Genomic DNA, 24994 nt, shown 5'->3' on the forward strand with positions numbered 1-24994 from the left:
CGGCCGGCGCCGCCGCGCGCCCGGCCCGTCGGAGCAGTTCGCATCCCACCCGTCACGAGGAGAACCGGAGAGCCCATGACGACGAACCCCGCCGAGAGACTGGTCGACCTGCTCGACCTGGAGCAGATCGAGGTCAACATCTTCCGCGGCCGCAGCCCCGAGGAGTCGTTGCAGCGGGTCTTCGGCGGGCAGGTCGCCGGGCAGGCGCTGGTCGCCGCCGGCCGCACGACGGAGGGCGACCGCCCGGTGCACTCGCTGCACGCCTACTTCCTGCGGCCCGGCATCCCCGGCGTGCCGATCGTGTACCAGGTGGAGCGGGTGCGCGACGGCCGGTCGTTCACCACCCGGCGGGTCACGGCCGTGCAGCGCGGCAAGACGATCTTCAATCTGACGGCCTCGTTCCACCAGCCGGAGGAGGCCGGGTTCGAACACCAGCTGCCGCCGCGCCTGGACTTCCCGGCCCCGGAGACGCTGCCGCCGGTCGTGGACGAGATCCGCGAGCACCTGGGGGCGCTGCCCGAGTCGCTGGAGCGGATGGCGCGCCGCCAGCCCTTCGACATCCGGTACGTGGACCGGCTGCGCTGGACGGCCGAGGAGATCAAGGACGCCGACCCGCGCAGCGCCGTGTGGATGCGCGCGGTGGGCCCGCTGGGCGACGACCCGCTGGTCCACACCTGCGCGCTGACGTACGCCTCCGACATGACCCTGCTGGACGCGGTGCGCATCCCGGTCGAGCCGCTGTGGGGGCCGCGCGGATTCGACATGGCGTCGCTGGACCACGCCATGTGGTTCCACCGGCCGTTCCGCGCGGACGAGTGGTTCCTGTACGACCAGGAGTCCCCGATCGCAACGGGCGGCCGGGGCCTGGCACGCGGCAGGATCTACGACGTGGAGGGGCGACTGCTGGTCTCGGTGGTCCAGGAGGGCCTGTTCCGGCGGCTGCGGTAGCCCCGGCCGGTCGCCGGGCCGCCTAGAACAGCGGCTCCTGCTCCACCTCGTGGCGGCGAGGGCGGATGTCGGGGCGGTCCGGGTGGAGCTTCGCGTCGCACGCCGGTCCCAGACCGGTGCGGCGCGAGGCCCGGCCGGTCAGCGGGCGGCCGCACATCCGGCAGGACACGGGCGGGCGCCCGGACGCGTCGGCCGGGGTGTTCGCGGGTGCGCAGTCCGGAAGTGGCTCGTCGTTCATGCGTACGTGTCTACCCTGTCGTCTGATCCGCTGACGCGTTGACCCGTCAACGATCCCCGACGACGAGGAGTGGCCCATGAGCCTGTACGACATTCCGCTGCGCACCCTGTCCGGCGAGCCCACCAGCCTGGCCGAGTACCGGGGCCGGGCCGTGCTGGTGGTGAACGTGGCGTCGCGTTGCGGGCTGACCCCGCAGTACGCCGGCCTGGAGAAGCTGCAGCAGGAGTACGGCGAGCGCGGGCTGACCGTGTTGGGCGTGCCGTGCAACCAGTTCGGCGGGCAGGAGCCGGGCAGCCCGGAGGAGATCAGCACCTTCTGCTCGACGACGTACGGGGTGACGTTCCCGCTGCTGGAGAAGACGGACGTCAACGGGCCGGGCCGGCACCCGCTGTACGCCGAGCTGACCGAGGTCGCCGACGCCCGGGGCGAGGCGGGCGATGTCCAGTGGAACTTCGAGAAGTTCCTGATCAGCGCGCGGGGCGAGGTCACCCGCTTCCGTCCGCGCACGGAGCCGGACGCGCCGGAGCTGGTCGACGCGATCGAGGCCGCGCTCCCGGCCTGACCCGCGTTCTCACCGGGCACGCCCGGCTCCCGGCCCGACCCGGCACCGCCCGCTCCCGACCCGTGCCGGGCGCGCCCGCCGGGGGCCGCGGATACGGGCGCGGGCCGGCCGCCCGGCCGTACGGCCGCCGTGCGACGCCCCGGCGCCCGGCACAGCCGGGGGTGCGGCGCGGGTCCGTCAGGCGTACGCGGCGAGCGTGTCGGCCAGTCTGCGGCGGGCGGACCGCGCGGCGGGGACGGCCGCCAGCGCGACGGCGCCCAGCACGGCCGCGGCGGCCACCGCCAGCAGCTGGAGCGCCGACGGCCCGTGGGCGATGCCCGCGCCGATACCGCTGGTGCGGCCCTCGAGGTCGATCAGCCACCGCGCGAGCGGCACGCCCAGGGCCGTACCGGCGACGGCGGCGGCGAGGGTCGTGCAGCCGACCGCGCTGACCGTGACGGCGGTGACCTGCCGGGCGGACAGGCCCATGGCCTTGCACGCGAGCAGGTCGCGCTCCCCGTCCCGGACCGCCCCGCCGATGGCGGTCGTCACCTCGGTCAGGCCGATCAGGGCGAGGACGGCGATCAGCCCGGCGACCACGCCGCGCAGCGCGGCCAGCCGGTCGGCGGGGCCCGGCACCTCGTGGATGTCGAGGCGTCCGGCGGCCGCCTGGAGCAGTTCGGCGCGCACCGCGTGCGGATCGGCTCCGGGGCGCAGCCGCAGGTGGTAGACGGTGGGCCGCAGGTCCGGGTCGTTCTCGCGGAGGGTGTCCAGCGAGGTGGACAAGGTGCGGCCGCCGTTCTCCGGTTCGATGCTGCGGCCGACGACATGGAGGACCTGGGGGCGGCCGCCGACGGTGACGCGCACCCAGTCGCCCACTCGGACGCCGAGGAGGTCGAGGAGGCCCTGCCCGGCGACCGCCTCGTCGGGCCCGAGCGGGGGACGGCCCTCGGCGACGGAGTACGGGTAGGGGTCCTGGCGCGTGCCGAGGCCGCGCAGGGCGATGGTTCCGGTCTGACCGGGCACCAGGGCGGCGACCTCCAGGCCCCGGTGGGCGGCGAGCACGTCGGGGCTGCGCTGGAGCAGGGCGCGGGCCTCCCGGTCGCCGACGCCCTCGGCGGGGCGGGCGGTGAGCGCGGCGGGCAGGCCGAGCTGCTCGGGGCGGGCGTCGAAGCGCGCGATGGTGGTCCACGCGCCGAGCGCGACGGTGATCAGCAGCAGGGGCAGGGCGAGCCGGGCGACCGCGGCGGGGGCGTGCCGGCCCCGGCCGAACGCGCGGTGCCAGCCGAGGACCAGGGCGGGCGGCACGCCGGGCAGGGCCAGGGCGCGCAGCGCGGGCCGGGACAGTCCCCGCCCGGTGCGCGGCCCCGCCGTGGTGCCCGCGGGGACGGGCGGGACGCGTCCGGCGCGCCAGGCGGCGAGGCAGGTGGCGGCGCCGATGAGGACCACGACGGCCGCCGGGACGCCGAGCAGCGCGGCGGTGTGCCCGGGCAGGCCCTGCCAGACGCCGACGGCCTCGCCGACCCTGCCGGGTATGCGGCTGCCGAGGAGCTGGGTGAGCGCGGTGGCGAGTGCCGCGCCGAGCACCGCGTACGCGAGGTGCTGGGCGAGGAAGACCCGGACGACCTGGCCGGGGGTGAAGCCGACGGCCTTGAGGACGGAGATGTCGCGCAGGTGGCCCCGTACGCGGGTGCTGATCGCTCCGAAGACGGCGAGCGCGGCGGCGGCGAGCGCGCCCAGGCCGAACAGGCCGAGGACCTGCCCGAGGAGCCGGGTGTCGCCCTGGGCCTCGGCGCGGGCCCGCTGCCAGGGGGTGACCTCGGTGACTGCGCCGGCGCCGAGGGCGGTGACGGCGCGCTGTACGGCGTACTCGGTGTCGTCCGGGTCGGTGAGGCGCAGGCCGGTGATGCGGCCGGGCAGGCCGGGGACGGCGCGGACGGTGGCGGGCGGGGCCCAGACGGTGCCGGGGCGTTCGCCGGGCTCGTAGCGCGGTTCGGCGGTGTCGGCGACACCGAGGACGGTGAGGGTGCGGCCGCTGCCGCCGGGGAGGGTGAGGGTGTCGCCGGGCCCCGCGACGAGGGCGGCGGCGAGGCCCGATTCCAGGACGACGCCGTCGGGTACGGCCGGGTCGAGCCAGCGGCCCGCGGTGAGCAGCGGCCGGCCGGTGGCGGGTGGCGCGGGCGGGGCGGCGCGCAGTTCGACGGCGGCGCGGGCGCCGCGCGAGGCGGCGGTGGTGGCGACCGTGTCGTAGGGGCCGGCGACCGACGCGACGCCGTCGAGGCCGGAGAGGCGGGCGGGGTCGGCGGCGCGGCCGGTGTGGAGCCAGACGTGGGCGCCGTGCGACTGGGTGAAGACCCGCTGCCAGGGGTTGGTGGCGTATCCGAAGAGGGCGGCGGCCAGGAGGAGCGAGGCGACGATCCCGGCGGTGGCGGCGACGAGGAACAGCGCCTCGCCCCGGTGGGTGCGCAGATCGGCGTGCGCCCAGCGCAGCATGGCCCGCACGGCGGTCAGTCCCTCAGCTCGACGACGCGGGCGGGGCCTGCGGCGCGCGGCCCGGCGTCGGTGGTGTCGTCGTGGTCGTCGTCGCCGCCGAGACGGACGTCGTCGGTGATCCGGCCGTCGAAGAAGCTGATGACGCGGTCGGCCGCACTGGCGAGCCGGGCGTCGTGGGTGACGAGGACGATGGTCTGGCCGCGCTGGTGGAAGCGGGACAGCAGCCGCATCACCTCGCGGGTGCCCTTGCTGTCGAGGCTGCCGGCCGGTTCGTCGGCGAGGAGCAGCCGGGGGTGGTTGACCAGGGCGCGGGCGAGGGCGACGCGCTGCTGCTCGCCGCCGGACAGCTCGCCGGGCATGCTGCGGGCCTTGGCGGCGAGACCCAGTTCGGTCAGGAGCCTGTCGCGTTCGGCGCGGGCGGCGCGGGCGGGCGCGCCGGCGAGGAGGGCGGGCAGTTCGACGTTGTCGGCGACGGTGAGGTTGGAGACGAGGTTGAAGAACTGGAAGACGATGCCGACGCTGCGGCGCCGCTCCACGGCCCAGCGGGCCTCGCTGTAGCCGTCGGTGGACTCGCCGTCGAGGCGGACGGTGCCCTCGTCGGGGCGCTGGAGGCCGCCGAGGAGGTGCAGCAGCGTGGACTTGCCGGCGCCGGACGGCCCGGTGACGGCGATGAACTCGCCCCGACGGACGGTGAGGTCGACACCGCGCACGGCGTGGACAGGGCCGCCTTCGCCATGGTGCGTCTTGACCAGGCCGCGGGCCTCCAGCAGCGGGGTGGGCCTCCCGGACGCCGGGGCGGTGGTGCCCGCGGGCGGGGCGGAGGGCTCGGCCCGGGTTCCGGCGGCCTCGCCGCCGTCCGGTGTTCCGGAGGGCGTACCCGCGGGTGCGGGTGCGGGCGTACCCGCGGCTGCCGGTGCGGGCGTCCCGGCGGGCGGACCCGCGGGCGTCGCGGCGCGCTTGCGGCCCAGGAGGGGCCACCGGGCCGCGCGGCGCGCGCTCATCGCCGCTCCTCCAGCCCTTCCAGCTCCTCCTGGCAGCGCTCCAGCCAGTCCAGATCGGCCTGGAGGTGGAGTATCGCGCCCTCGATGAGCAGGTGCGCGGTGCGGTTGTCGCGGGTCTCGGTGGCGGCCAGCTTGGAGAGGGTGCGCATCGTCCTGAGGTACTCGCGTCGCTGTCGGTTGATGAGGGTGATCTGGTCGGCGAGGCCGGTGCGCGGCGCGAGGGCGAGCTTCATGAAGAACTCGTCCCGTACGCGCGGCTCCTCGGCGGTCGCCTCGAACCAGGCGCGCAGCTCGTCGCGTCCGGCGGCGGTGAGGCGGTAGATCTTCTTGTTGGGCCGGCTCGACTGGGCGACCTCCTCGCCCTCGATGAGCCCCGACTTCTCCAGCCGGCCCAGGGTGACGTAGATCTGGCCGACGTTGGGCTGAGGGTACGCGGCGCCCAGCAGCGTCTCAAGGTCCTGCTTGAGCTCGTAGCCGTGCGCGGGCCCGTCCGCGAGGAGAGCGAGGAGCTGCATGCGCACTCGTGGGCTCTCCTTCTGTCGCGATCCGGGCTCGATGTGCTCTGCGCCCTAGTATCGCCCAATGCCTAACAGGTATACATGCCCCTGACCTGACGAGGGCGTCCGGACCGGTGCTGCAGGAGGAACCTATGCGGTGGACGAGTGCCGCGGGTAGGGGCCTCCTGGTGGTGATCCTGCTGCTGGTGGGTTCGGTGGCGTCCGGTGTGCCCGGCGACGGGCGCCGGGACGGCGGGCGGGGCCCGGTCACGCTGGCGACGGCCGGTGACCTCACCGGGTATCTGCGGCCGGTGCTCGACGACTGGAACCGCGCGCGCCCGGCGGAGCGGGTCACGCTGGTGGAGCTGCCGGACTCGGCGGACGAGACGCGGGCGCAGATGATCACGGACCTGCGCTCGGGTGACGGCAGGTTCGACCTGCTCAACATCGATGTGGCGTGGACGTCGGAGTTCGCCGCGGCCGGGTGGATCGCCCCGCTGGAACGCGACCGGTTCGCGCTGGACGCGTTCCTGCCGCCGGTCGTGGACACGGCGACGTACGAGGGGCGGCTGTACGCCGTGCCGTACGTGACGAACGCCGGGATGCTGTTCTACCGCTCGGATCTGCTGGCCGCGGCGGGCGAGCGCCCGCCGCGCACCTGGGCGGAGCTGGAGCGGCAGGCGCGGACGGTCGCCCCGGAGCACGGTGTCGGCGGGTACGCGGGACAGTTCCTGCCGTACGAGGGGCTGACGGTCAACGTGACGGAGGCGGTGTACTCGGCGGGCGGCGCGGTCCTCGGCGAGGAGGGCGGCCGGGTCGCGGTGGACTCGGCGGCCGCGCGGGCCGGGGTGGCCTTCCTGGCGCGGGGCGTACGGGAGGGGTGGGTGCCCCGCGAGGCGCTGACGTACACGGAGGAGGAGTCCCGGCGGGCCTTCCAGGCCGGGCGGCTGCTGTTCCTGCGGAACTGGCCGTACGCGTGGGCGGGCGCCTCCGGGAGCGGTTCGAAGGTGGCGGGCCGGTTCGGGGCGGTGCCGCTGCCGGGCCGGGACGGTCCGGGCACGAGCGTGCTGGGCGGTTCCAACCTTGCGGTGAGCAGCCGGGCGCGGCACGCCGAGACGGCCGCCGATCTCATCACGTATCTGACCAGCGACGCGGTGCAGCGCCGGGTCCTGGTGGAGGGCGCCCTGCCGCCGGTGCGGGCGGCGCTGTACGGGGACGAGGCGCTGGTGCGGCGCTTCCCGTACCTGCCGGCGCTGCGCGAGGGCGTGCTGGCGGCCCGGCCGCGTCCCAAGAGCCCGCGGTACGAGCAGGTGAGCCTCGCCGTGCAGGCCGTGATGCACGACGCGCTGGCGCAGCGCCAGGAGCCGGGGGCCGCGGTGCGGCGGCTGGCGGCCGAGCTGGAAGCGATCGCGCGCCGCCGCGGCTGACCGCGGACGCCGAATCCCCTCACCTCCACCTTCCCTAGTTACCTGTTAGGCATTCCTCTGCCGCCCTTGCCTGTTTTCCGTAGGGACAAATCCCCGCATACCCCGGTAACCGGCCGGTGTTTATGACTTCGTCGTTGACACGAGGTTAAGCGCGCTACCTAACATGCATGCATAACCGCTGCCCCGTCTTCTTCCGGGCGGCGCGCACCCTTCACGCAGAAACAAGGTCAACGGGTGATGCTCACAGCCCCGGCCCACGACGGCCTCTCCCACCGCCTGACGCGCCCCTGGTGGCGCGACGCGGTGATCTACCAGGTGTACGTCCGCAGCTTCCTGGACAGCACCGGCGACGGGATCGGCGACCTCGCCGGCGTCCGCTCCGGCCTGCCGTATCTGAAGAAGCTCGGCGTCGACGGCATCTGGCTGAGCCCCTTCTACCCCTCGCCGCAGCACGACCACGGCTACGACGTGGCCGACTACCGGGACGTGGACCCGGTCTACGGCGACCTGGACGAGTTCGGGGCACTGGTCGCCGACGCGCACCGGCTGGGGATCAGGGTGCTGCTGGACATCGTCCCCAACCACTGCTCCAGCGAGCACCCGTGGTTCCGCGAGGCGCTCGCCGCCGGTCCGGGCAGCCCGGCGCGCGCCCGCTTCCACTTCGCCGACGGCCGGGGCCCGGACGGCGCCCTGCCGCCCAACAACTGGCACGCGATGTTCGGCGGCCCCGCGTGGAGCCGCGTCACCGAGCCGGACGGCACGCCCGGCCAGTGGTACCTGCACATGTTCACGCCCGAGCAGCCCGACCTGAACTGGCGCAACCCCGAGGTGGGCGCCCACTTCGACGAGGTGCTGCGGTTCTGGCTCGACCGGGGCGTCGACGGGTTCCGCATCGACGTGGCCGCCGGGCTGTTCAAGCACCCGGACCTGCCGGACTCGCCCGACCCGGAGGCCGACGCCCGTACCCGCGACTCCGTCAACCCGCTCGCGTGGAACCAGCCCGAGGTGCACGACGTGTGGCGGCACTGGCGGAAGGTGTGCGAGGAGTACACGGCCCGCGACGGCCGCGAACGGCTGCTGGTCGGCGAGGTGTCCGTGCCGACCGCCCGCGAACACGCCCTGTACGTACGGCCCGACGAGCTGCACCAGGCGTTCTTCTTCGACCTGCTGGGGGCACCGTGGGACGCGGCCGCGTTCCGGGCCGTCATCGACGAGGCGCTGCGGGACATCGCCGGCACCGGTTCCAGCGTCACGTGGGTCCTCAACAACCACGACCAGGTCCGCACCGTCACCCGGTACGGCGAGTCCGGCACGGAGGGCACCGGCCTCGGCGCCGCCCGCGCCCGCGCCGCCGCGCTGCTGATGCTGGCCCTGCCCGGCGCCGCGTACATCTACCAGGGCGAGGAGCTGGGCCTGCCCGAGGTGGTGGACCTGCCCGACGAGGTGCTGACCGACCCGATCTTCCGCCGCACCGGCAGCCGGGCCCGCGTCCGCGACGGCTGCCGGGTGCCGCTGCCCTGGTCGGGGCACGCCTCGCCGTTCGGGTTCAGCGCGGGCGCCGAGGTGCGGCCGTGGCTGCCGCAGCCGGGCTGGTTCGCGGAGCACGCCACCGACCGGGCGCTCGCCGACACGCGCTCGTTCTGGCACCTGTACCGCGACGGCCTCCAGTTGCGGCGCGGTCTGCCGCAGCTGGGCGAGGGCAGCCTGCGCTGGCTGGAGGCGCCGCCGGGCGTCCTGGCCTTCGAGCGCGGCGACGGACTGGTGTGCGCCGTGAACTTCGGTACGGCTCCGGTCCCGGCGCCCGTCGACGGGACGCCGCTGCTGGCGAGCGGCCCCTGCACACCGGGCTCGCTGCCCGGGTCCACCGCGGCCTGGTGGATCACGACCCCCTGACCGCGCTCCCCCGCCCTCTCCCCAGGCACTCCTCCCCGAGCGCTCCTCCCCGAGCGCTCCTCCCGAAGCCGAATCGAACCGAACCGAACCCCTGCGAAAGGTACGGACATGACGAGACGACGCTCCACGACCGCCCGCTCCACCGCCTCCCGCTCCACCGCCGTGCGCGCCGCCGCCCTCACCGCCGTCCTGGCCCTGGGCGCCACCGCGTGCGGCGGCGACCCGGTCGCCCCGGCGGGCGGCGGCGACGGCAAGGCCCTGGCCGGGCAGACCCTGACGGTCGCCGGCGTCTGGTCCGGCGCCGAACAGAAGAACTTCCAGAAGGTGCTGGACGCCTTCACGGCGAAGACCGGCGCGCAGACCCGGTTCGTGTCCACCGGCGACAACGTCTCCACCGTCGTCGGCAGCAAGATCGAGGGCGGCAACGCCCCGGACGTGGTGATGGTCCCCCAGGTCGGCGTGCTCCAGCAGTTCGCCGCGAAGAAGTGGCTCACGCCGCTGTCGAAGGACGTCGCGACGTCCGTGGACGCCAACTACGCGCCCGTGTGGAAGGGTTACGGCTCCGTCGACGGCACCCTGTACGGCGTCTACTTCAAGGCGTCCAACAAGTCGACCGTCTGGTACAGCCCCGACGCGCTCGACCAGGCCGGGGTGAAGCCGCCGACGACGTACGACGAGATGCTCAAGGCCGCCCGTACGGTGGCCGACTCGGGCACGGCGGCGTTCGCGGTCGCCGGCGAGGACGGGTGGACGCTCACCGACTGGTTCGAGAACGTCTACCTGTCGCAGGCGGGCCCGGAGAAGTACGACAAGCTCGCCCGGCACGAGATCAAGTGGACCGACCCGAGCGTCGTCGAGGCGCTGAAGTCGCTGTCGAAGCTGTTCGCCGACGACAAGCTGCTGGCCGGCGGGCGCAACGGGGCGCTCGCGACGGACTTCCCCGGCTCGGTCGAGAAGGTCTTCGGGCCCAAGCCGGAGGCCGGGATGGTCTACGAGGGCGACTTCGTCGCGGGCATCGCGAAGGACGAGTTCGGGCGGAAGATCGGCGAGGACGCGACGTTCTTCCCGTTCCCGCCGGTCGGCCAGGGCAAGGCCCCGGTCGTCAGCGGCGGTGACGCCGCGGTCGTCCTCAAGGACGGCAAGAACCAGAAGGCCGCCATGGCGTTCGTGGAGTTCCTCACCACCGCGGAGGCGGCGTCCGTGTGGGCCGCCGAGGGCGGATTCATCTCCCCGAACAAGTCCGTGGACCTCGGCGCGTACGGCGACACGACCCTGCGGTCCACCGCCGAGTCGCTGATCAAGGCGGGCGACTCGGTGCGCTTCGACATGTCGGACCAGGCCCCGGCGGCATTCGGCGGCACCAAGGGTGCCGGCGAGTGGAAGATCCTCCAGGACTTCCTGCGCGACCCCTCCGACCCGGCCCGCACGGCGGCCGCGCTGGAGGCCGCGGCCGCCAAGGCGTACCGCACCGCGAACCAGGGCTGAGCGCGATGACCACAGTCACGCGAACCGCCCGGTGGGGGGCCGCCGAAGCGCGGCGCCGCGCCGGGCGGCGCCGGCGGATCGCCGCCGTCGCCTTCGTCCTGCCGGCGCTGCTGCTCCTCGGCGCGCTCGTGGTGTACCCGGTGCTGTTCTCGGTGGGGCGGAGCCTCTTCGACGCGTCGGGCACGCGCTTCGTCGGCGCCGGCAACTACGTCGAGATGTTCCGCGACCCGGCCACGCTGACGGCGGTCCGCAACAGCACCGTCTGGGTCGTCGTGGCGCCGACGCTGCTGACCGGCCTCGGGCTGATCCTCGCCGTGCTGGTGGAGAAGATCCGCTGGGCGGCGGCGTTCAAGCTGCTGCTGTTCCTGCCGATGGCGGTGTCGTTCCTCGCGGCGGGCATCATCTTCCGCCTCGCCTACGAGGAGGACCCGGACAAGGGCGTCCTGAACGCCGCCGTGGTGGGCGTGCACGACCTGTTCGAGGACGGCGCGTCGTATCCGGGGGCGCGGGCCCGCGAGGGCGAGGCCGTGCGGCCCGTCGACGGCGGGGCGTACGAGACGACACGGGCGCTCTCCCCGGGCGGTACGGCCCTGCCGCTGGGCCTCGTGGGCGTGAAGCCCGCCGAGGTGCCGGAGGACGCGCGTCCCGCGGCGGAGGCGTCCTCGGCGAAGGCGGGCCCCGATGAGCTTCGGGGCGTGGTGTACCTGGACTTCACGCCGGGCGGCGGGGGGCGTCCGGGTGAGGTGGACGCGGCGGAGCGGGGCCTGCCGGGCCTGGCCGTCGAGGCGGTGAGCGGCGGCCGGACGGTCGCCACGGCCACCACGGGCGCGGACGGCGCGTTCCGCTTCGAGGGGCTGGACGCGGGCGGCTCGTACACGGTGCGGCTGCCGGCGGAGAACTTCGCGGAGCCGTTCGCGGGCGTGTCCTGGCTGGGGCCGGCGCTGGTCACCCCGGCGATCATCGGGGCGTACCTGTGGATCTGGACGGGCTTCGCGATGGTCCTGATCGGCGCGGGTCTGTCGGCCCTGCCGAGGGACGCGCTGGAGGCGGCGCGGATCGACGGGGCGAACGAGTGGCAGGTGTTCCGGCGGATCACCGTGCCGCTGCTGGCGCCCGTGCTGACGGTCGTCTTCGTCACGCTGGTGATCAATGTGATGAAGGTCTTCGACCTCATCTACATCATCGCGCCGGGCCCGGTGCAGCAGGACGCGACGGTGCTGGCCACGCAGATGTGGCTGGTGTCGTTCGGCGGCGGCAACGACCAGGGGCTCGGCAGCGCGCTGAGCGTCCTGCTCCTGCTGCTGGTGATCCCCGCGATGGTCTTCAACGTCCGCCGTTTCCGCAGGAGTCAGTCATGACCGCGACCGCGCCGCCCGTCCCGGTGAAGCAGGCGTCCCCGGCCGCCCCGCCGAAGTCCGCTCCCCCGCGCCGCCGCGAACGCCGGCTGCGCCGCTGGCTCGGCAACGGCCTGGTGCAGGCGTTCCTGCTGGTGGTGGGCCTGATCTGGATCACACCGGTGGCGGGGCTGCTGCTGTCGTCGCTGCGGTCGGCGCGGGACAGCGCGTCGAGCGGCTGGTGGACGGCGCTGGCCGATCCGGGTCAGCTGTCGCTGGCCAACTACGCGGCGCTGCTGGACAACGCGGGCATGACGCGGGCGTTCTGGAACACGGTGCTGATCTCGGTGCCGGCCACGGCCCTGGTCGTCGTGCTGGCGGCACTGGCCGGGTACGCCTTCGCGTGGCTGGAGTTCCCGGGCCGCGACTGGCTGTTCCTGCTGGTGGTGGCGCTGCTGGTGGTACCGGTCCAGGTGGGCCTGCTGCCGGTCGCGAAGCTCTTCGGCCAGCTGGGGCTTTTCGGCACGATCCCGGGCGTGGTCCTCTTCCACGTGGCGTACGGGCTGCCGTTCGCGATCTTCCTGCTGCGGAACTACTTCGCGGAGATGCCGCGTGAGATGCTGGAGGCCGCGCGGATGGACGGCGGCGGGGAGTGGCGCATCTTCACCCACCTGGTCATCCCGGTGGGCCGCCCGGCCATCGCGTCGCTGGCCATCTTCCAGTTCCTGTGGGTGTGGAACGACATGCTGGTCGCCCTGCTGTTCGCCGACTCGTCGTCGCAGCCCCTGACGGTGGAACTCCAGTCGCAGGTACGCCAGTTCGGCAGCAACATCGACGTCCTGGCCCCCGGCGCCTTCCTGTCGCTGGTGGTCCCGGTCATCGTGTTCCTGGCCTTCCAGCGCCACTTCGTCCAGGGGGTGATGGCCGGCTCGGTGAAGTGACCCGCCCCCCGACCGGCCCGCCCGCGGACCCCACCCCTCCCCCCGCGCCGGCCGGGGGACCCGCACACCATCCCCCTCTTGCCATCACGATTCCGTCACCAACGGAAGGAGATCGTCCCCTCGCTGCGCCCCCGCCCGCTACGTTCAGGGCTTCCGGACACGCACCAGGGGGGGTTCCATGAACACACCGTCACCGAAGCAGCCTCAACCCCAGTGGGGAGCGCAGCAGGCGGCGTCGTCGGCGACAGGGCCGAAGTGGGCGCGCAAGCGGGTGGCCGTCCCCGCCGCGGCCCTGTTGTTCCTCGTCGGCGTCGGCGTCGGCGCGTCGGGGGGCGAAACGGGCGCCGACACAAGTGCGAGCCCGGCACCCGCGCCCACGGTCACCCGGACGGTGACCGCGGCTCCGCCTGCCGATGCCAAACCCGCGGCCGCCGCGCCCTCGCAGACCCCGAAGGCGGCGAAGCCCGCCACTTCGGCGCCGCCCGCGGAACCGGTCAGGATCACCGTTCCGGACTTCGTCGGCATGGGGCTCCAGGACGCCCAGGACCACGCCCAGGCGCAGGGCCTGTTCTTTCTGAGCTCGCACGACGAGACGGGCGCGGGGCGGGCGCAGGTGCTGGACCGGAACTGGACCGTCTGCTCGCAGAGTCCGGCGGCGGGCACCAGTGTCACGGCCGACACCACCATCGACTTCGGCGCGGTCAAGCTGCACGAGACCTGTTCCTGAGGGCGGGTACGGCGCCGTCTCCCGGAGCCCCGGCCCGGGGTTCCGGGAGACGGCGTGGCCGCGGGGCGGTCAGCGGATGGGGAGGCCCGGGAGGGGGTGCGAGCTGTGAGAACTCCCGATGACATGGAGTGGCGGATGCGCTCCTTGCAGGGCGACGATCGCTCAGTCCTTGTCGATGAGGGGGGCGGCTATGGACGACATCGCTGCGAAGCGATGCTCATCGCTCTCGCCGACGACGAGGGGAACAGCGTCACCGTGCCCGGGCATGCGGGTGCGGTGCCAGGACCGCTATGTCGCCGCCGACCCCGACCACCAGCCGCCCGTCGGAGGCCATGGTCACGGCGGTCACCTCCGAAGGGAACACCAGATCCGAGCCCACCTGACGGCGGGCGGCCATGTCCCACACTCGTACCGTCCGGTCGTCACCGGCTGTGATGACGAGGGGGTCGATCACGGTCGCGGCGAGGGCCCACACCGGCCCCGTATGGCCGGTCAGTGGCGCACGCCCCGTCACTTCCGTGCATGTCGCCACGTCCCACACCTGAACCTGCCCGTCCCAGGTGCCGGTGACGGCGACCAAGCGGCCGCTGACGACGGCGACGGCCAGCGACACCCGCTGGCTGTTGCCCCCGGTCGGGGGTGCGACCTGGCCCTGATACAGACGCTCGGTGAGACTCCATGCCCTGACGGTGCTGTCGTCGTGCAGAGTGACGGCCTCGGAGTGGCCGTCCACCACTGCCGTCGCCACCGCCACCACGGCGCCGATCCGCCCCACCTGCGGGTCGCTCACGAGATCGCCCACAACCTCGCCCGTGGCCGGGTCCCACATCGACAGCCTGGGAACGTTCTGTCTTCCTATGAGGACCAGGGGTCGACCGTTCACCACGCCTGTCGCCGCAGCCCACGCGCCACCAGCGAGACTCGCCAGAGGACGGCCCTCGGCCAGGTCCCACGACTGCACCAGGGCAGACGGGTCGGCGACGAGGGCAACCGGACGGCCGTCCACGATCTCTGTGGCCACAGTCCACACCGAACCACGGGCAGGCAGCGCGGCACCGATCCGCTCTCCTGTCGCCAGGTCCCACACCAGTACGGCTTCGTCGTCAGCTCCGGTGATGGCGACCGCGCGCCCGTCAACCACGGTGGTCGCCGCCGAACGCACCCAGTCGGCGTGGCCGGTCGCCGCCTTGCCGGACCCGGTGATCAGGCCGTCGGTGGCCCATTCCACCCGCCACCCCGTCCCCGGGCCCACCACCCATGTCGCCGCCGGCTCCCCGCCGGTTCCGCCCTCGTGAACCAGGTCCGTCATGCCCCGGAGGCTAACCGCCCCTCTCACCGGAGGAGAAACGAGAATCCCGTGCTCCCCACCGGACCGCGGCGGAACACAGGAGTGCTGTCCGGGCACGAACCGCGGTGCTGTCCGCACTCGCGCACACCACCCGACCGTGGATCAACATGCCTCCCTACGGCCTGATCGGCCTCCTCTCGTGTGAGAGAGGAGGCCGGCTTCGGGTAGGCGCTGTATCCGTCCTGCCTGGATCCACGGATCAGCGGATGGGGAGGCCCGAGAGGGTGCGGGCGATGACGAGGCGCTGGATCTCGCTGGTGCCTTCGAAGATGGTGTAGATCGCGGCGTCGCGGTGCATGCGCTCGACCGGGTACTCGCGGGTGTAGCCGTTGCCGCCGAGGATCTGGATGGCCTGCGCGGTGACCTTTTTGGCGACCTCGCTGGCGTACAGCTTCGACATGGAGCCCTCCGCCGACGTGAACGGCTTGCCCGTGGCGGCCATCCACGACGCGCGCCACACCAGCAGGCGGGCCGCGTCGATCTGGGTGCGCATGTCGGCCAGCTGGAAGGCGACGCCCTGGTTGTCGATGATCGGGCGGCCGAACTGCTCGCGTGTCGTGGCGTAGTCGAGCGCCACCTCGTACGCCGCGCGGGCCGTGCCGACCGCCATCGCGCCGACGGCCGGGCGGGACGCCTCGAACGTGGCCATCGCGGCGTTCTTCACCCGCTCGCCGCCGTTGCGGGCCTTCTCCCGGGCGCGCGCCAGCCGTTCGTCCAGCTTGTCCTTGCCGCCGAGCAGACACGAGCCGGGCACCCGTACGTCCTCCAGGACGACCTCCGCCGTGTGGGAGGCCCGGATGCCGTGCTTCTTGAACTTCTGGCCCTGCGAAAGCCCCGGCGTGCCCGGCGGGACGATGAAGGAGGCGTGGCCCTTGGAGCCGAGCTCCGGGTCGACGACGGCCACGACGACATGGACGTTCGCGATGCCGCCGTTGGTGGCCCAGGTCTTGGTGCCGTTGAGGACCCACTCGTCCTTCGCCTCGTCGTACACGGCGCGGGTCCGCATCGAGGCGACGTCCGACCCGGCGTCCGGTTCCGACGAGCAGAACGCGGCGACCTTCACGTCCTGCGGCGTGCCGTACATCTCGGGGATCCAGGTGCCGATCTGTTCCTCGGTGCCGTTGGCGAGGACGCCCACCGCGGCCAGTCCCGTGCCGACGATCGACAGGGCGATGCCCGCGTCGCCCCAGAACAGCTCCTCCATCGCCATGGGGATGCCGAGCCCGGTCGGGTCGAAGAACTGCTGCGCGTAGAAGTCCAGGGAGTAGATGCCGACCTTGGCGGCCTCCTGGATGACCGGCCAGGGGGTCTCCTCGCGCTCGTCCCACTCGGCGGCGGCCGGGCGGATCACGTCTTTGGCGAAGCCGTGCAGCCAGTCACGGACCTGCTTCTGGTCGTCGTTCAGCTCGAGCGTGAACTCGGCCATGGTTCCCTCCCGGCGCGCGGCGCATGTTACTAACGGTAACCGCAGTCTGTTACCGGTAAGTAGAGGCTGTCAACCGGCAGCGTCCGCAGTGACGGTGTTACGTTGCGGCTGCCTTACGGAACATCGACGGGCGGGGAGAGACGCTATGGACACCACACACCGGACCGAGCAGCAGCGGTCGGCCGAACAGCGGCGGCGCGAACTGCTCGAGGCGGCGGACCGCGTGGTCCTGCGCGACGGACCGCAGGCGTCGATGAACGCGATCGCCGCCGAGGCCGGCATCACCAAGCCGATCCTCTACCGCCACTTCGGCGACAAGGGCGGGCTGTACCGGGCCCTCGCCAAACGGCACACCGACGCCCTGCTGTCCGCGCTGCGCGCCGCGCTCGACGCCCCCGCCGACCGGCGCCGGCGCGTGGAGGCCACCCTCGACACGTACCTCGCCGCCATCGAGGCGCGCCCGCAGGTGTACCGGTTCCTGATGCACCCGTCGGAGGAGGCCGGCCAGCACTCGGAGCAGGGGTTCGACGTGGGCCGCCACTCGGCGCCGGTGCTGCGCCGCATGGGCGAGGAGCTCGCGGACGTCATCGCCGAGCGCATCGACCTCGGCGAGGGCGGCGAGGCCATGGCGCGCGTGTGGGGCCACGGCATCGTCGGCATGATGCACGCGGCCGGCGACTGGTGGCTCGGCGAACGGCCCTGCGGCCGCGCCGCGTTGGTGTCCGCCCTCGCCGACCTCCTGTGGGGCCGCCTCGCCGAGGCCGACGACCGCGTGGACGGCCCCCGGTTCTGAGCCGGGGCCCCACCCGGCCGGACGACGCGGACCGGGACGCGGTACGAGCGCGGGCGGGGCCGGCCTCGGGCGCGTACCGCCGCACGGCGTACCCGCGGCCCCTACGCCCCGTCAGCCGCGCCGGCCCCACGGGGCGCGGCGGGCGGCTCGCAGGACCCGCGCGCGGCGCCAGCCGCCCAGCCGGTCGGGATACACCAGGCCGTCCAGGTGGTCGCACTCGTGCTGGAGGCAGCGGGCGAAGAAGCCCGTGCCCTCCACCCGCACCGGCTCGCCCCGCACGTCCACGCCCTCCACCACGGCCCGGTCGTACCGTTCCGTCCCGGCCTCCAGGCCCGGCAGCGACAGGCAGCCCTCCGGGCCCCGCACGCTCACCCCGTCGGCCTCCACGAGGCGCGGGTTGACGACGTGCCCGAGGTGCCGGACGTCCTCGTCGTCCGGGCAGTCGTAGACGAACACCCGCAGGCCCACCCCGATCTGGTTCGCCGCGAGGCCCACGCCGTTCGCCGCGTACATGGTGGCGAACATGTCCTCCACCAGACGGGCCAGGGACGGCCCGAAGTCGGTGACGGTCTCGCAGGGGGCGTGCAGCACGGGCGAGCCGAGCAGGCTCATCGCCCGCACGGCGCCGGAACTGCCGGGGATCGGCCGGTTTCGCATGGCGTTCAGGGTACGTTCAGGCCCGCCACCAGCCTTCCGGCAGGTGGCGGGGTTCGGGGCGGCGACCGGATCTCGATAGGCTGAGGCGACCCACGCTAGGAGGAACAAGGACGATGGCAGGCAACTCGGAGCCGCTGTCGCCGCGCGCCAAGCTGGCCGTGACGGCGGGCAAGGCCGCAGCGGCGGTGTCTCGCGCGGCGGGGCGCGGCAGCGGATCGGTGATCGGCGGCCGGGTGGCGCTCAAGCTCGACCCCGACCTTCTGGGCCGGCTCGCGCAGCATCTGGACGTCGTCCTGGTGTCGGCGACCAACGGCAAGACCACCACGACCCGGCTCATCGCCGAGGCCCTGCGCGCCAGCGGCCCGGTCGTCTCGAACGCGCTCGGCGCCAACATGCCCGCGGGCATCACCTCGGCGCTGGCCGGCGGGACGGACTCGAAGTACGGCGTCATCGAGGTCGACGAGAAGTACCTGGCGGGCGTCGCCCGCGACACGGAGCCCAAGGCGATCGCGCTGCTCAACCTCTCCCGCGACCAGCTGGACCGCGCCGCCGAGACCCGGATGCTCGCCGAGAAGTGGCGAGAGGGCCTCGCCGGCACGAAGGCCGTGGTCGTCGCCAACGCCGACGACCCGCTCGTCGTGTGGGCCGCCTCCTCCTCCCCCAACGTGGTGTGGGTGGCGGCCGGCCAGGAGTGGAAGGACGACGCCTGGTCCTGCCCGGCGTGCGGCGGTGTGATGCAGCGCCCCGGCGACGACTGGTTCTGCGGCGAGTGCGGCTTCCGCCGCCCCGCCCCGACGTGGGCGCTCAGCGGCGACCACGTCCTGGACCCGCACGGCTCGGCCTGGCCGATCCACCTCCAGCTGCCGGGCCGCGCCAACAAGGCGAACGCCACGACCTCCGCGGCCGTCGCCGCCGTCTTCGGGGTGCCGCCCCAGGTGGCGCTGGAGCGGATGTACCAGGTGCAGGCCGTCGCGGGCCGGTACGACGTGGTGTCGTTCCTCGGCCGCGACCTGCGGCTGCTGCTGGCGAAGAACCCGGCCGGCTGGCTGGAGACGTTCTCGCTCATCGACCAGCCGCCGACGCCGGTGATCCTCTCCGTGAACGCGCGCGGCGCGGACGGCACGGACACCTCGTGGCTGTGGGACGTCGACTACCCGCGCCTCGCCGGGCACCCGATCTTCGTGATCGGCGACCGCCGGCTGGACCTCGCCGTGCGCCTGGAGGTCGCGGGCCTGGACTTCCGCGTGTGCGACACCCTCGACGAGGCCGTGCAGAGCGCGCCGCCCGGGCGGATCGAGCTGATCGCCAACTACACCGCGTTCCAGGACGTCCGCCGCCGCGTCGGCAACTGACCCACGAGCCCCTAAGGACGAAAGAGCATGAGCGACAGCAGTCTGCGTCTGGTGTGGGTCTACCCCGACCTGCTCAGCACCTACGGAGACCAGGGCAACGTCCTCGTCGTCGAGCGCCGCGCCCGCCAGCGCGGCCTGGACGTGCACCGCGTGGACGTGCGCAGCGACCAGCCCATCCCCACCTCCGGCGACATCTACCTGATCGGCGGCGGCGAGGACCGGCCGCAGCGGCTCGCCGCCGAGCGGCTGCGCCGGGACGGCGGACTGAACCGGGCGGCGGAGAACGGCGCGATCATCTTCTCGGTGTGCGCCGGCTACCAGATCCTCGGCCACGAGTTCATCAACGACCTCGGCGAGCGGGAGCCGGGCCTCGGCCTGATCGACGTGATCTCCACGCGCGGCGAGGGCGAGCGGTGCGTGGGCGACGTCCTCGCGGACATCGACCCGCGCCTGGGCCTGCCGCAGCTGACCGGCTTCGAGAACCACCAGGGCATCACGCACCTGGGCCCGACGGCCCGCCCGTTCGCCCGGACCGTGTTCGGCAAGGGCAACGGCACCGGCGACGGCACCGAGGGCGCGTACAACGACACCGTCTTCGGCACGTACATGCACGGCCCCGTCATGGCGCGCAACCCGCAGATCGCGGACCTGCTGCTGAAGCTGGCCCTCGACGTGAACGCGCTGCCGCCGACGGACGACCGGTGGTACGAGGCGCTGCGCGCCGAGCGGATCGCGGCGGCCAGCCAGCCGGCCTGAGCCGCGCCGCACCGGTGAGGGGCGGTCGCGCGGTCCGTCGCACGGGCCCGCGGCCGCCCCTTTGCGCCGTGTCCGGGCACGTGCCGGGCGCCTCGCGGACCGGGTCGCACTTCCGTGTGCCGGGCCGCTCGTTTGGGCCTTTTCGCGCCGCTCCTCGTTGGTTCCTCCGAAGTGTCCACAAGCCGGACGTCCGGTTCGATGACGCCCCCCTCCGCCGGTAGGGTTACGGGTGATCCAGACCGGACGACGTGGTCCGGGAGTCGGCCCACGTTGCAAAGGTATTTCGGGCTATGCGCATTGGTGTGCTCACCTCCGGAGGCGACTGCCCCGGTCTGAACGCCGTCATCCGTTCCGTCGTGCACCGCGCCGTCGTCGACCACGGTGACGAGGTCATCGGCTTCCACGACGGGTGGAGGGGCCTGCTGGAGTGCGACTACCGCAAGCTCGACCTGGACTCCGTGGGCGGCATCCTCGCCCAGGGCGGCACGATCCTCGGCTCGTCGCGGGTGCAGCCCGCGCACCTGGTGGACGGTGTGGAGCGGGCCCGCGGCCACGTCGCCGAGCTGGGCCTGGACGCGATCATCCCGATCGGCGGCGAGGGCACGCTGAAGGCGGCGAACCTCCTGTCGGAGGCCGGGCTGCCGATAGTGGGCGTGCCCAAGACGATCGACAACGACATCGCCTCGACGGATGTGACGTTCGGCTTCGACACGGCCGTCGGTGTCGCCACGGAGGCGCTCGACCGGCTGAAGACGACCGCCGAGTCGCACCAGCGCGTCCTCATCGTGGAGGTCATGGGCCGGCACACCGGCTGGATCGCGCTGCACTCCGGCATGGCCGCGGGCGCGCACGCGATCGTCGTACCGGAGCGCCCCTTCGACATCGACGAGCTCACCGCCCGTGTCGGGGCGCGTTTCGCGGCGGGCAAGAAGTTCGCGATCGTCGTGGCCGCCGAGGGCGCCAAGCCGCGCGCGGGCACCATGGCGTTCAACGAGGGCGGCAAGGACATCTACGGGCACGAGCGGTTCGCGGGCGTGGCCCAGCAGCTCGCCGGCGAGCTGGAGAAGCGGCTCGGCAAGGAGGCCCGCGCGGTCATCCTCGGCCACGTCCAGCGCGGCGGCACGCCCACCGCGTACGACCGCGTCCTCGCGACCCGGTTCGGCTGGCACGCGGTGGAGGCGGCGCACCGCGGTGAGTTCGGCATGCTGACCGCGCTGCGCGGCACGGAGATCGTGATGGTCCCGCTCGCGGAGGCCACCCAGACCCTCAAGACGGTCCCCGCCGACCGGTACACCGAGGCGGAGACGGTCCTGTAGCGCCGCGCGGGCGCGCCGAACCCGCCCCCGGTCGCCGACGCGGCCGGGGGCGGTTCTAGTCTGGTGCGGCAAGCGGACAACCCAGCATGAATCAGGAGCCGCCGGATGGATCACAGCGGACACGGCACGATGATGGACCTGCCGCCGTTCACGCTGGGGCGGGGGCTCGCGTTCTCGCCGGACACGTTCTTCCTGGTGGGCTGTCTGCTCGCGCTGGCGCTGTACGGCTGGGGGGTCGCGCGGCTGCGGCGGCGCGGCGACTCCTGGCCCGTCGGCCGCACGGTGTTCTTCACCGTCGGTGTGCTGACCGTGGCGCTGGTGATGTGCACGGGGCTGAACGACTACGGCATGGTCATGTTCAGCGTCCACATGGTCCAGCACATGGTGATCAGCATGCTCTCGCCGATCCTGCTGCTGCTCGGCGCGCCGGTGACGCTGGCGCTGCGGGCGCTGCCGGTGGCGGCCCGGGGCTCCAAGGGACCGCGAGAGCTGCTGCTGATGCTGCTGCACAGCCGGTACATGCGGGTGATCACGCATCCGGCGTTCACGATCCCGATGTTCATCGCGAGCCTGTACGCCCTGTACTTCACGCCGCTGTTCGACTTCCTGATGGGCTCCACGACGGGCCACATCGCGATGATGGTGCACTTCCTCGCGGTCGGCCTGGTGTTCTTCTGGCCGATCATGGGCGTGGACCCCGGCCCGCACCGGCCGGGGTATGTGATGCGGATGCTGGAGCTGTTCGCGGGCATGCCGTTCCACGCGTTCTTCGGGATCGCGCTGATGATGGCGTCGGAACCGATGGTCGGCACGTACGCGCACCCCCCGGCGTCGCTCGGCATCGACGCGCTCGCCGACCAGAACGCCGCGGGCGGCATCGCCTGGGCGTTCAGCGAGATCCCGTCCGTGGTGGTGCTGGTGGCGCTGATGTACCAGTGGTACCACTCCGAGCAGCGGGCGGCGCGCCGCTCCGACCGGGCCGCGGACCGCGACGGCGACAAGGAGCTGGAGGCGTACAACGCGTACCTGGCCTCGCTCCAGGCACGCGGCAGCCGGTAGACCGGGACGCACCCGGGCGCGGGTGCGGGGTGTCACCGCGGATGCGGGGTCAGGGCGGGTGCGAGGGCGCGCGTGAGGTGCGGGGGCGCACGACCCCTCGGTGGGCGCGGGGCGCACAGGGTGCGCGCGGGACGTGCACGCCGGTAGCGCCGTGCACTCCGTTGGGGCGACCATGGCAGGGCGAGGCCCGCGGGTCGGCTCCGGAGGAGGGCGCGATGTCCGGTTCCACGAAGACCATGGGGATGGTCACCATCGGTGCGCTGGTCCTGACGACGGCGTACACGGTGGCCCTGGGCAGCAACGGATGGCTGTGGTTCGCCTGGATCGTGCTCGGCCTGGTGACGCTGGGCATGGTGGCCGCGGGCGACAACTGAGCCGGGGGCCGGACGGTCCCGGGACCCGGTGACTGGGGCCCGACGGTGATGGAGTCCGGCGGTCCTGGGCCCCGGCGCTCCGGCGGCCCGGACGCCCGGTGGCCCGGACGCCCGATGGTCCGGGCCCTCGCGCAGCCGGACTCTTCGCGGGCTGGACTCCTCGCGGGCGGAACCCCTCGCCGGGGGGACTTCGTGGAGAAACTCCTCGGGGCGGCAACCCTCCCGGTGGCGGCGGCGACTACCGGGTGCAAGTGGCCCCCCATCCGAGGATTCACATGAGTTCAGAGACACAGCCGACGCAGCCGGTAGCGCCGCGTGCGCGTCACCGCCGCCGCCTCACCCGTCGCCGCGCCGTCGTCGGCGGCCTGACCGCGCTCGGCCTGACCGGTGCCGCGCTGGTCGGCAGCGGCATGCTCGCCCCGGCGGGCGCCGCGTCCGCGTGGCCGGAGGCGAAGGGCAGCAAGCCGGTCGCCAAGACCATCGAGGTGTCCGGCACGTACGACGGCAAACTCCAGCGCTTCCACGGCACCGGCGCCCTCGGCGACGGCGGCCAGGGCGAGGGCCAGGCGCCGATGTTCACGCTGAAGGACGGCGCGGTCCTGAAGAACGTCGTCATCGGCTCCCCCGCCGCCGACGGCGTCCACTGCCTGGGCAGCTGCACCCTGCAGAACGTCTGGTGGGAGGACGTCGGCGAGGACGCCGCCTCCTTCAAGGGCAAGTCCGCCTCGTCGGTGTACACGGTGTACGGCGGCGGCGCCCGCAAGGCGTCCGACAAGGTCTTCCAGTTCAACGGCGCCGGCAAGCTGGTCATCACCAAGTTCCAGCTGTCCGACTTCGGCAAGCTGGTGCGCAGCTGCGGCAACTGCTCCACGCAGTACAAGCGGACGATCATCGTCAGCGACGTCGACGTGACCGTGCCCGGCAAGCAGCTCGTCGGCGTCAACGCCAACTACGGCGACACGGCGTCGCTGCGCGACATCCGCGTCCACGGCGACGCCAAGCGGAAGATCCAGCCGTGCGTCCGGTACGAGGGCAACAACAAGGGCAAGGAGCCGCGCACCCTCGGCAGCGGCCCCGACGGCACCCACTGCCGCTACGCCGCGTCGGACATCACCTACCAGTGACGGTCCGGTCCGGGCGCTGACCCGCACCGGAACCGCGTACGGCACCCCGGGGCCACGGCGACCACCGCCGTGGCCCCGGTCGTTCCTCACGGGGCGCCCGTGGCGGGCTCCGGCGCGCGCGTCCGCCCCGCGTACCTCGGAGTCACGCCAGCGCACTCCCATCGTTCATATGACTACTTCTCCTCATGCTTTCGACGGACCGTGACATGGACACACAGTTGTCGGACCGTCCGACATCCGACGGAGCCATCCGCCGGGTCGTCCCTGAGGAGGCCGCATGCTGCAGGTCGAGCGTCTGCTCGCGGACTGCCTTCACGACGCCCGCACCGATCCGCCCGGCGCCCTCCCGCTGGTGCCCGAGGGCGACGCGTACGAGGCGGCCCGCCGCACCTTCGTCGCCGCCGGACTGCGCGCCCTGCGCGACGAACGGCGACCGGACAGCGGGTGGACGCAGATCAACCTCGCCCCCGACGGGGCGCGTGCCTGGCCCGCCCTGTACCGGCGGCTCGCCGACACCGCCCGCGAACTGACCGAGGAGGGGGCGGCCGACGACTTCTTCTTCGTCCACAAGCCGCCGGGCCTGCGCGTCCGGTTCCACGCGCCCGCGCCCTGCGCCGCCGGGACGCTGCGCGCGGAGCTCGTACGCCTCCTCGGCCGGTCGCCGCGCGGCTGGGCGGAACCGGTGCCGGCCGTGTACGAGCCGGAGACGTACCTCTACGGCGGGGCCCGGTCCATGGAGCACGTGCACCGGCTGCACACCGCGGACTCGCGGGCATGGCTGGACCACCACACCGGGGAGCGCCCGCCGGCCGACTGGCGGCTGTCGCTGACGCTGCTGCGCGCCGTACTCGACGGGCTGGGCATCGTCGGCTGGGAGCACCGGGGCGTGTGGCAGGCGGTACGGGAGGAGACCGGCCGCCGGCTCGCGGAAGGGCTGCGCGGCGCCGAACGGGAACGGGCCGCGGCGGGGGTCCGGGCGTACTGGGAGCTGCCCGATGAGGCCAGGCTCGACGCGCTGCCCCCCGCGTGGCGGGCGCGGGTGGCCGCCCACCGGGACGCGCTGCGCGCGGCGGCCGAGGAATGGCGGACCGGCTACTTCGAGTCCGGTGAGGCGCGGATCGGGCCGCGCAGGGCCGCCGCCCACTGGGTGATCTTCCACTGGAACCGGGGGCGCTTCTCCGTGGCCCGGCAGGGCCTGCTCACCGAGGCGCTCGCGGACGAGGCGCCCACCGGCGAGGCGCTCACCGACGACGGGAGGGCCTGA

The 24994-nt window shown here is 73.5% G+C and carries 23 protein-coding genes; 16 read left to right on the plus strand and 7 right to left on the minus strand.

Going from position 1 to position 24994, the window contains the following annotated elements; genetic code table 11:
* Positions 1–75: 75 nt before the first annotated feature.
* Positions 76–948, plus strand: a complete 873-nt coding sequence (locus tag ACSUPT_RS02745) for an acyl-CoA thioesterase (protein ID WP_361661777.1) — start codon at positions 76–78, stop codon at positions 946–948.
* A gap of 22 nt (positions 949–970) precedes the next feature.
* Here the strand turns inward: ACSUPT_RS02745 and ACSUPT_RS02750 are convergent, their stop codons facing one another.
* A complete protein-coding gene (locus ACSUPT_RS02750) occupies positions 971–1186 on the minus strand; it encodes a DUF6011 domain-containing protein (protein WP_361661780.1) in 216 nt (71 codons plus the stop codon).
* Between the two features lie 76 nt (positions 1187–1262).
* Here ACSUPT_RS02750 and ACSUPT_RS02755 point away from each other — a divergent pair, with 76 nt between their 5' ends.
* Positions 1263–1748, plus strand: coding sequence for a glutathione peroxidase (locus ACSUPT_RS02755; RefSeq protein ID WP_351963749.1), 486 nt, complete (start codon positions 1263–1265; stop codon positions 1746–1748).
* A gap of 177 nt (positions 1749–1925) precedes the next feature.
* On the opposite strand, the gene ACSUPT_RS02760 is transcribed toward ACSUPT_RS02755, so the two are convergent.
* The 3 genes from ACSUPT_RS02760 to ACSUPT_RS02770 all read right to left on the minus strand — a co-directional run bounded on the left by ACSUPT_RS02760 (position 1926) and on the right by ACSUPT_RS02770 (position 5742).
* A complete protein-coding gene (locus tag ACSUPT_RS02760; protein ID WP_399217921.1) occupies positions 1926–4229 on the minus strand; it encodes an FtsX-like permease family protein in 2304 nt (767 codons plus the stop codon).
* A gap of 5 nt (positions 4230–4234) precedes the next feature.
* A complete protein-coding gene (locus ACSUPT_RS02765) occupies positions 4235–4990 on the minus strand; it encodes an ABC transporter ATP-binding protein (RefSeq protein WP_436946162.1) in 756 nt (251 codons plus the stop codon).
* 227 nt (positions 4991–5217) lie between these two features.
* Positions 5218–5742 carry a PadR family transcriptional regulator gene (locus tag ACSUPT_RS02770; RefSeq protein WP_351963751.1) on the minus strand — a complete coding sequence of 175 codons (525 nt, stop codon included), beginning with the start codon at positions 5740–5742 and terminating at the stop codon, positions 5218–5220.
* A gap of 128 nt (positions 5743–5870) precedes the next feature.
* On the opposite strand from ACSUPT_RS02770, the gene ACSUPT_RS02775 reads away from it, so the two are divergent.
* From ACSUPT_RS02775 to ACSUPT_RS02800, 6 genes are all read left to right on the plus strand, one after another.
* Positions 5871–7145, plus strand: coding sequence for an ABC transporter substrate-binding protein (locus ACSUPT_RS02775; protein ID WP_436943395.1), 1275 nt, complete (start codon positions 5871–5873; stop codon positions 7143–7145).
* A 237-nt stretch (positions 7146–7382) separates the two neighbouring features.
* The gene (locus ACSUPT_RS02780) at positions 7383–9038 is read left to right on the plus strand and encodes a glycoside hydrolase family 13 protein (RefSeq protein ID WP_351963753.1); all 1656 of its coding nucleotides are present in this window, start codon (positions 7383–7385) and stop codon (positions 9036–9038) included.
* A gap of 108 nt (positions 9039–9146) precedes the next feature.
* Complete coding sequence (locus ACSUPT_RS02785) at positions 9147–10523, plus strand: ABC transporter substrate-binding protein (RefSeq protein WP_361661794.1); 1377 nt, start codon at positions 9147–9149, stop codon at positions 10521–10523.
* Positions 10524–10528: 5 nt separating this feature from the next.
* Positions 10529–11881, plus strand: coding sequence for an ABC transporter permease subunit (locus ACSUPT_RS02790; RefSeq protein ID WP_436943396.1), 1353 nt, complete (start codon positions 10529–10531; stop codon positions 11879–11881).
* Positions 11878–12798, plus strand: coding sequence for a carbohydrate ABC transporter permease (locus tag ACSUPT_RS02795; RefSeq protein WP_361661800.1), 921 nt, complete (start codon positions 11878–11880; stop codon positions 12796–12798). Before ACSUPT_RS02790 ends, ACSUPT_RS02795 begins: the two co-directional genes overlap by 4 nt.
* Before the next feature lie 178 nt (positions 12799–12976).
* On the plus strand, positions 12977–13525 hold the full coding sequence (locus tag ACSUPT_RS02800) for a PASTA domain-containing protein (RefSeq protein WP_436943397.1): 549 nt from the start codon (positions 12977–12979) through the stop codon (positions 13523–13525).
* A gap of 250 nt (positions 13526–13775) precedes the next feature.
* On the opposite strand, the gene ACSUPT_RS02805 is transcribed toward ACSUPT_RS02800, so the two are convergent.
* Both ACSUPT_RS02805 and ACSUPT_RS02810 read right to left on the minus strand, forming a co-directional pair.
* Positions 13776–14834 (minus strand): WD40 repeat domain-containing protein, encoded by a 1059-nt coding sequence (locus tag ACSUPT_RS02805; RefSeq protein WP_436943398.1) that lies wholly within the window; start codon positions 14832–14834, stop codon positions 13776–13778.
* Between the two features lie 238 nt (positions 14835–15072).
* Entirely contained in the window at positions 15073–16299 is a 1227-nt protein-coding gene (locus tag ACSUPT_RS02810; RefSeq protein ID WP_351963758.1) for an acyl-CoA dehydrogenase family protein, read from the minus strand.
* A 145-nt stretch (positions 16300–16444) separates the two neighbouring features.
* On the opposite strand from ACSUPT_RS02810, the gene ACSUPT_RS02815 reads away from it, so the two are divergent.
* Positions 16445–17092, plus strand: coding sequence for a TetR family transcriptional regulator (locus tag ACSUPT_RS02815; RefSeq protein WP_351963759.1), 648 nt, complete (start codon positions 16445–16447; stop codon positions 17090–17092).
* Between the two features lie 111 nt (positions 17093–17203).
* Here ACSUPT_RS02815 and def read toward each other — a convergent pair whose 3' ends face one another.
* Entirely contained in the window at positions 17204–17749 is a 546-nt protein-coding gene (gene def, locus ACSUPT_RS02820; RefSeq protein WP_351963760.1) for a peptide deformylase, read from the minus strand.
* 113 nt (positions 17750–17862) lie between these two features.
* Between def and ACSUPT_RS02825 the strand changes: the two genes are divergently transcribed.
* From ACSUPT_RS02825 to ACSUPT_RS02855, 7 genes are all read left to right on the plus strand, one after another.
* Positions 17863–19101 carry a MurT ligase domain-containing protein gene (locus ACSUPT_RS02825; protein WP_351963761.1) on the plus strand — a complete coding sequence of 413 codons (1239 nt, stop codon included), beginning with the start codon at positions 17863–17865 and terminating at the stop codon, positions 19099–19101.
* A gap of 27 nt (positions 19102–19128) precedes the next feature.
* Entirely contained in the window at positions 19129–19857 is a 729-nt protein-coding gene (locus ACSUPT_RS02830; protein WP_351963762.1) for a type 1 glutamine amidotransferase, read from the plus strand.
* Positions 19858–20147: 290 nt separating this feature from the next.
* Positions 20148–21173, plus strand: coding sequence for a 6-phosphofructokinase (locus ACSUPT_RS02835; protein WP_351963763.1), 1026 nt, complete (start codon positions 20148–20150; stop codon positions 21171–21173).
* A gap of 105 nt (positions 21174–21278) precedes the next feature.
* Positions 21279–22232 carry a cytochrome c oxidase assembly protein gene (locus ACSUPT_RS02840; RefSeq protein WP_351963764.1) on the plus strand — a complete coding sequence of 318 codons (954 nt, stop codon included), beginning with the start codon at positions 21279–21281 and terminating at the stop codon, positions 22230–22232.
* A 215-nt stretch (positions 22233–22447) separates the two neighbouring features.
* Positions 22448–22606: a hypothetical protein gene (locus ACSUPT_RS02845; RefSeq protein ID WP_351963765.1), complete on the plus strand. Its 159-nt coding sequence runs from the start codon at positions 22448–22450 to the stop codon at positions 22604–22606.
* 275 nt (positions 22607–22881) lie between these two features.
* Positions 22882–23730: a pectate lyase gene (locus ACSUPT_RS02850; RefSeq protein ID WP_436943399.1), complete on the plus strand. Its 849-nt coding sequence runs from the start codon at positions 22882–22884 to the stop codon at positions 23728–23730.
* Positions 23731–24007: 277 nt separating this feature from the next.
* Positions 24008–24994, plus strand: a complete 987-nt coding sequence (locus ACSUPT_RS02855) for a thiopeptide-type bacteriocin biosynthesis protein (RefSeq protein ID WP_436943400.1) — start codon at positions 24008–24010, stop codon at positions 24992–24994.

This window comes from Streptomyces sp. SudanB25_2051 (assembly GCF_964272635.1).
Classification (GTDB): Bacteria; Actinomycetota; Actinomycetes; order Streptomycetales; family Streptomycetaceae; genus Streptomyces.

Excerpts from the sequence above, each read along its gene's own strand:
- ACSUPT_RS02805 (WP_436943398.1), bottom strand. The coding sequence starts at position 14,834 with ATGACGGACCTGGTTCACGAGGGCGGAACCGGCGGGGAGCCGGCGGCG.
- ACSUPT_RS02830 (WP_351963762.1), top strand. The coding sequence starts at position 19,129 with ATGAGCGACAGCAGTCTGCGTCTGGTGTGGGTCTACCCCGACCTGCTC.
- ACSUPT_RS02775 (WP_436943395.1), top strand. The coding sequence starts at position 5,871 with ATGCGGTGGACGAGTGCCGCGGGTAGGGGCCTCCTGGTGGTGATCCTG.
- ACSUPT_RS02750 (WP_361661780.1), bottom strand. The coding sequence starts at position 1,186 with ATGAACGACGAGCCACTTCCGGACTGCGCACCCGCGAACACCCCGGCC.
- ACSUPT_RS02845 (WP_351963765.1), top strand. The coding sequence starts at position 22,448 with ATGTCCGGTTCCACGAAGACCATGGGGATGGTCACCATCGGTGCGCTG.
- ACSUPT_RS02850 (WP_436943399.1), top strand. The coding sequence starts at position 22,882 with ATGAGTTCAGAGACACAGCCGACGCAGCCGGTAGCGCCGCGTGCGCGT.
- ACSUPT_RS02840 (WP_351963764.1), top strand. The coding sequence starts at position 21,279 with ATGGATCACAGCGGACACGGCACGATGATGGACCTGCCGCCGTTCACG.
- ACSUPT_RS02785 (WP_361661794.1), top strand. The coding sequence starts at position 9,147 with ATGACGAGACGACGCTCCACGACCGCCCGCTCCACCGCCTCCCGCTCC.
- ACSUPT_RS02790 (WP_436943396.1), top strand. The coding sequence starts at position 10,529 with ATGACCACAGTCACGCGAACCGCCCGGTGGGGGGCCGCCGAAGCGCGG.
- ACSUPT_RS02835 (WP_351963763.1), top strand. The coding sequence starts at position 20,148 with ATGCGCATTGGTGTGCTCACCTCCGGAGGCGACTGCCCCGGTCTGAAC.
- ACSUPT_RS02815 (WP_351963759.1), top strand. The coding sequence starts at position 16,445 with ATGGACACCACACACCGGACCGAGCAGCAGCGGTCGGCCGAACAGCGG.
- ACSUPT_RS02745 (WP_361661777.1), top strand. The coding sequence starts at position 76 with ATGACGACGAACCCCGCCGAGAGACTGGTCGACCTGCTCGACCTGGAG.
- ACSUPT_RS02780 (WP_351963753.1), top strand. The coding sequence starts at position 7,383 with ATGCTCACAGCCCCGGCCCACGACGGCCTCTCCCACCGCCTGACGCGC.
- ACSUPT_RS02795 (WP_361661800.1), top strand. The coding sequence starts at position 11,878 with ATGACCGCGACCGCGCCGCCCGTCCCGGTGAAGCAGGCGTCCCCGGCC.
- ACSUPT_RS02810 (WP_351963758.1), bottom strand. The coding sequence starts at position 16,299 with ATGGCCGAGTTCACGCTCGAGCTGAACGACGACCAGAAGCAGGTCCGT.
- ACSUPT_RS02755 (WP_351963749.1), top strand. The coding sequence starts at position 1,263 with ATGAGCCTGTACGACATTCCGCTGCGCACCCTGTCCGGCGAGCCCACC.
- ACSUPT_RS02855 (WP_436943400.1), top strand. The coding sequence starts at position 24,008 with ATGCTGCAGGTCGAGCGTCTGCTCGCGGACTGCCTTCACGACGCCCGC.
- def (WP_351963760.1), bottom strand. The coding sequence starts at position 17,749 with ATGCGAAACCGGCCGATCCCCGGCAGTTCCGGCGCCGTGCGGGCGATG.
- ACSUPT_RS02800 (WP_436943397.1), top strand. The coding sequence starts at position 12,977 with ATGAACACACCGTCACCGAAGCAGCCTCAACCCCAGTGGGGAGCGCAG.
- ACSUPT_RS02825 (WP_351963761.1), top strand. The coding sequence starts at position 17,863 with ATGGCAGGCAACTCGGAGCCGCTGTCGCCGCGCGCCAAGCTGGCCGTG.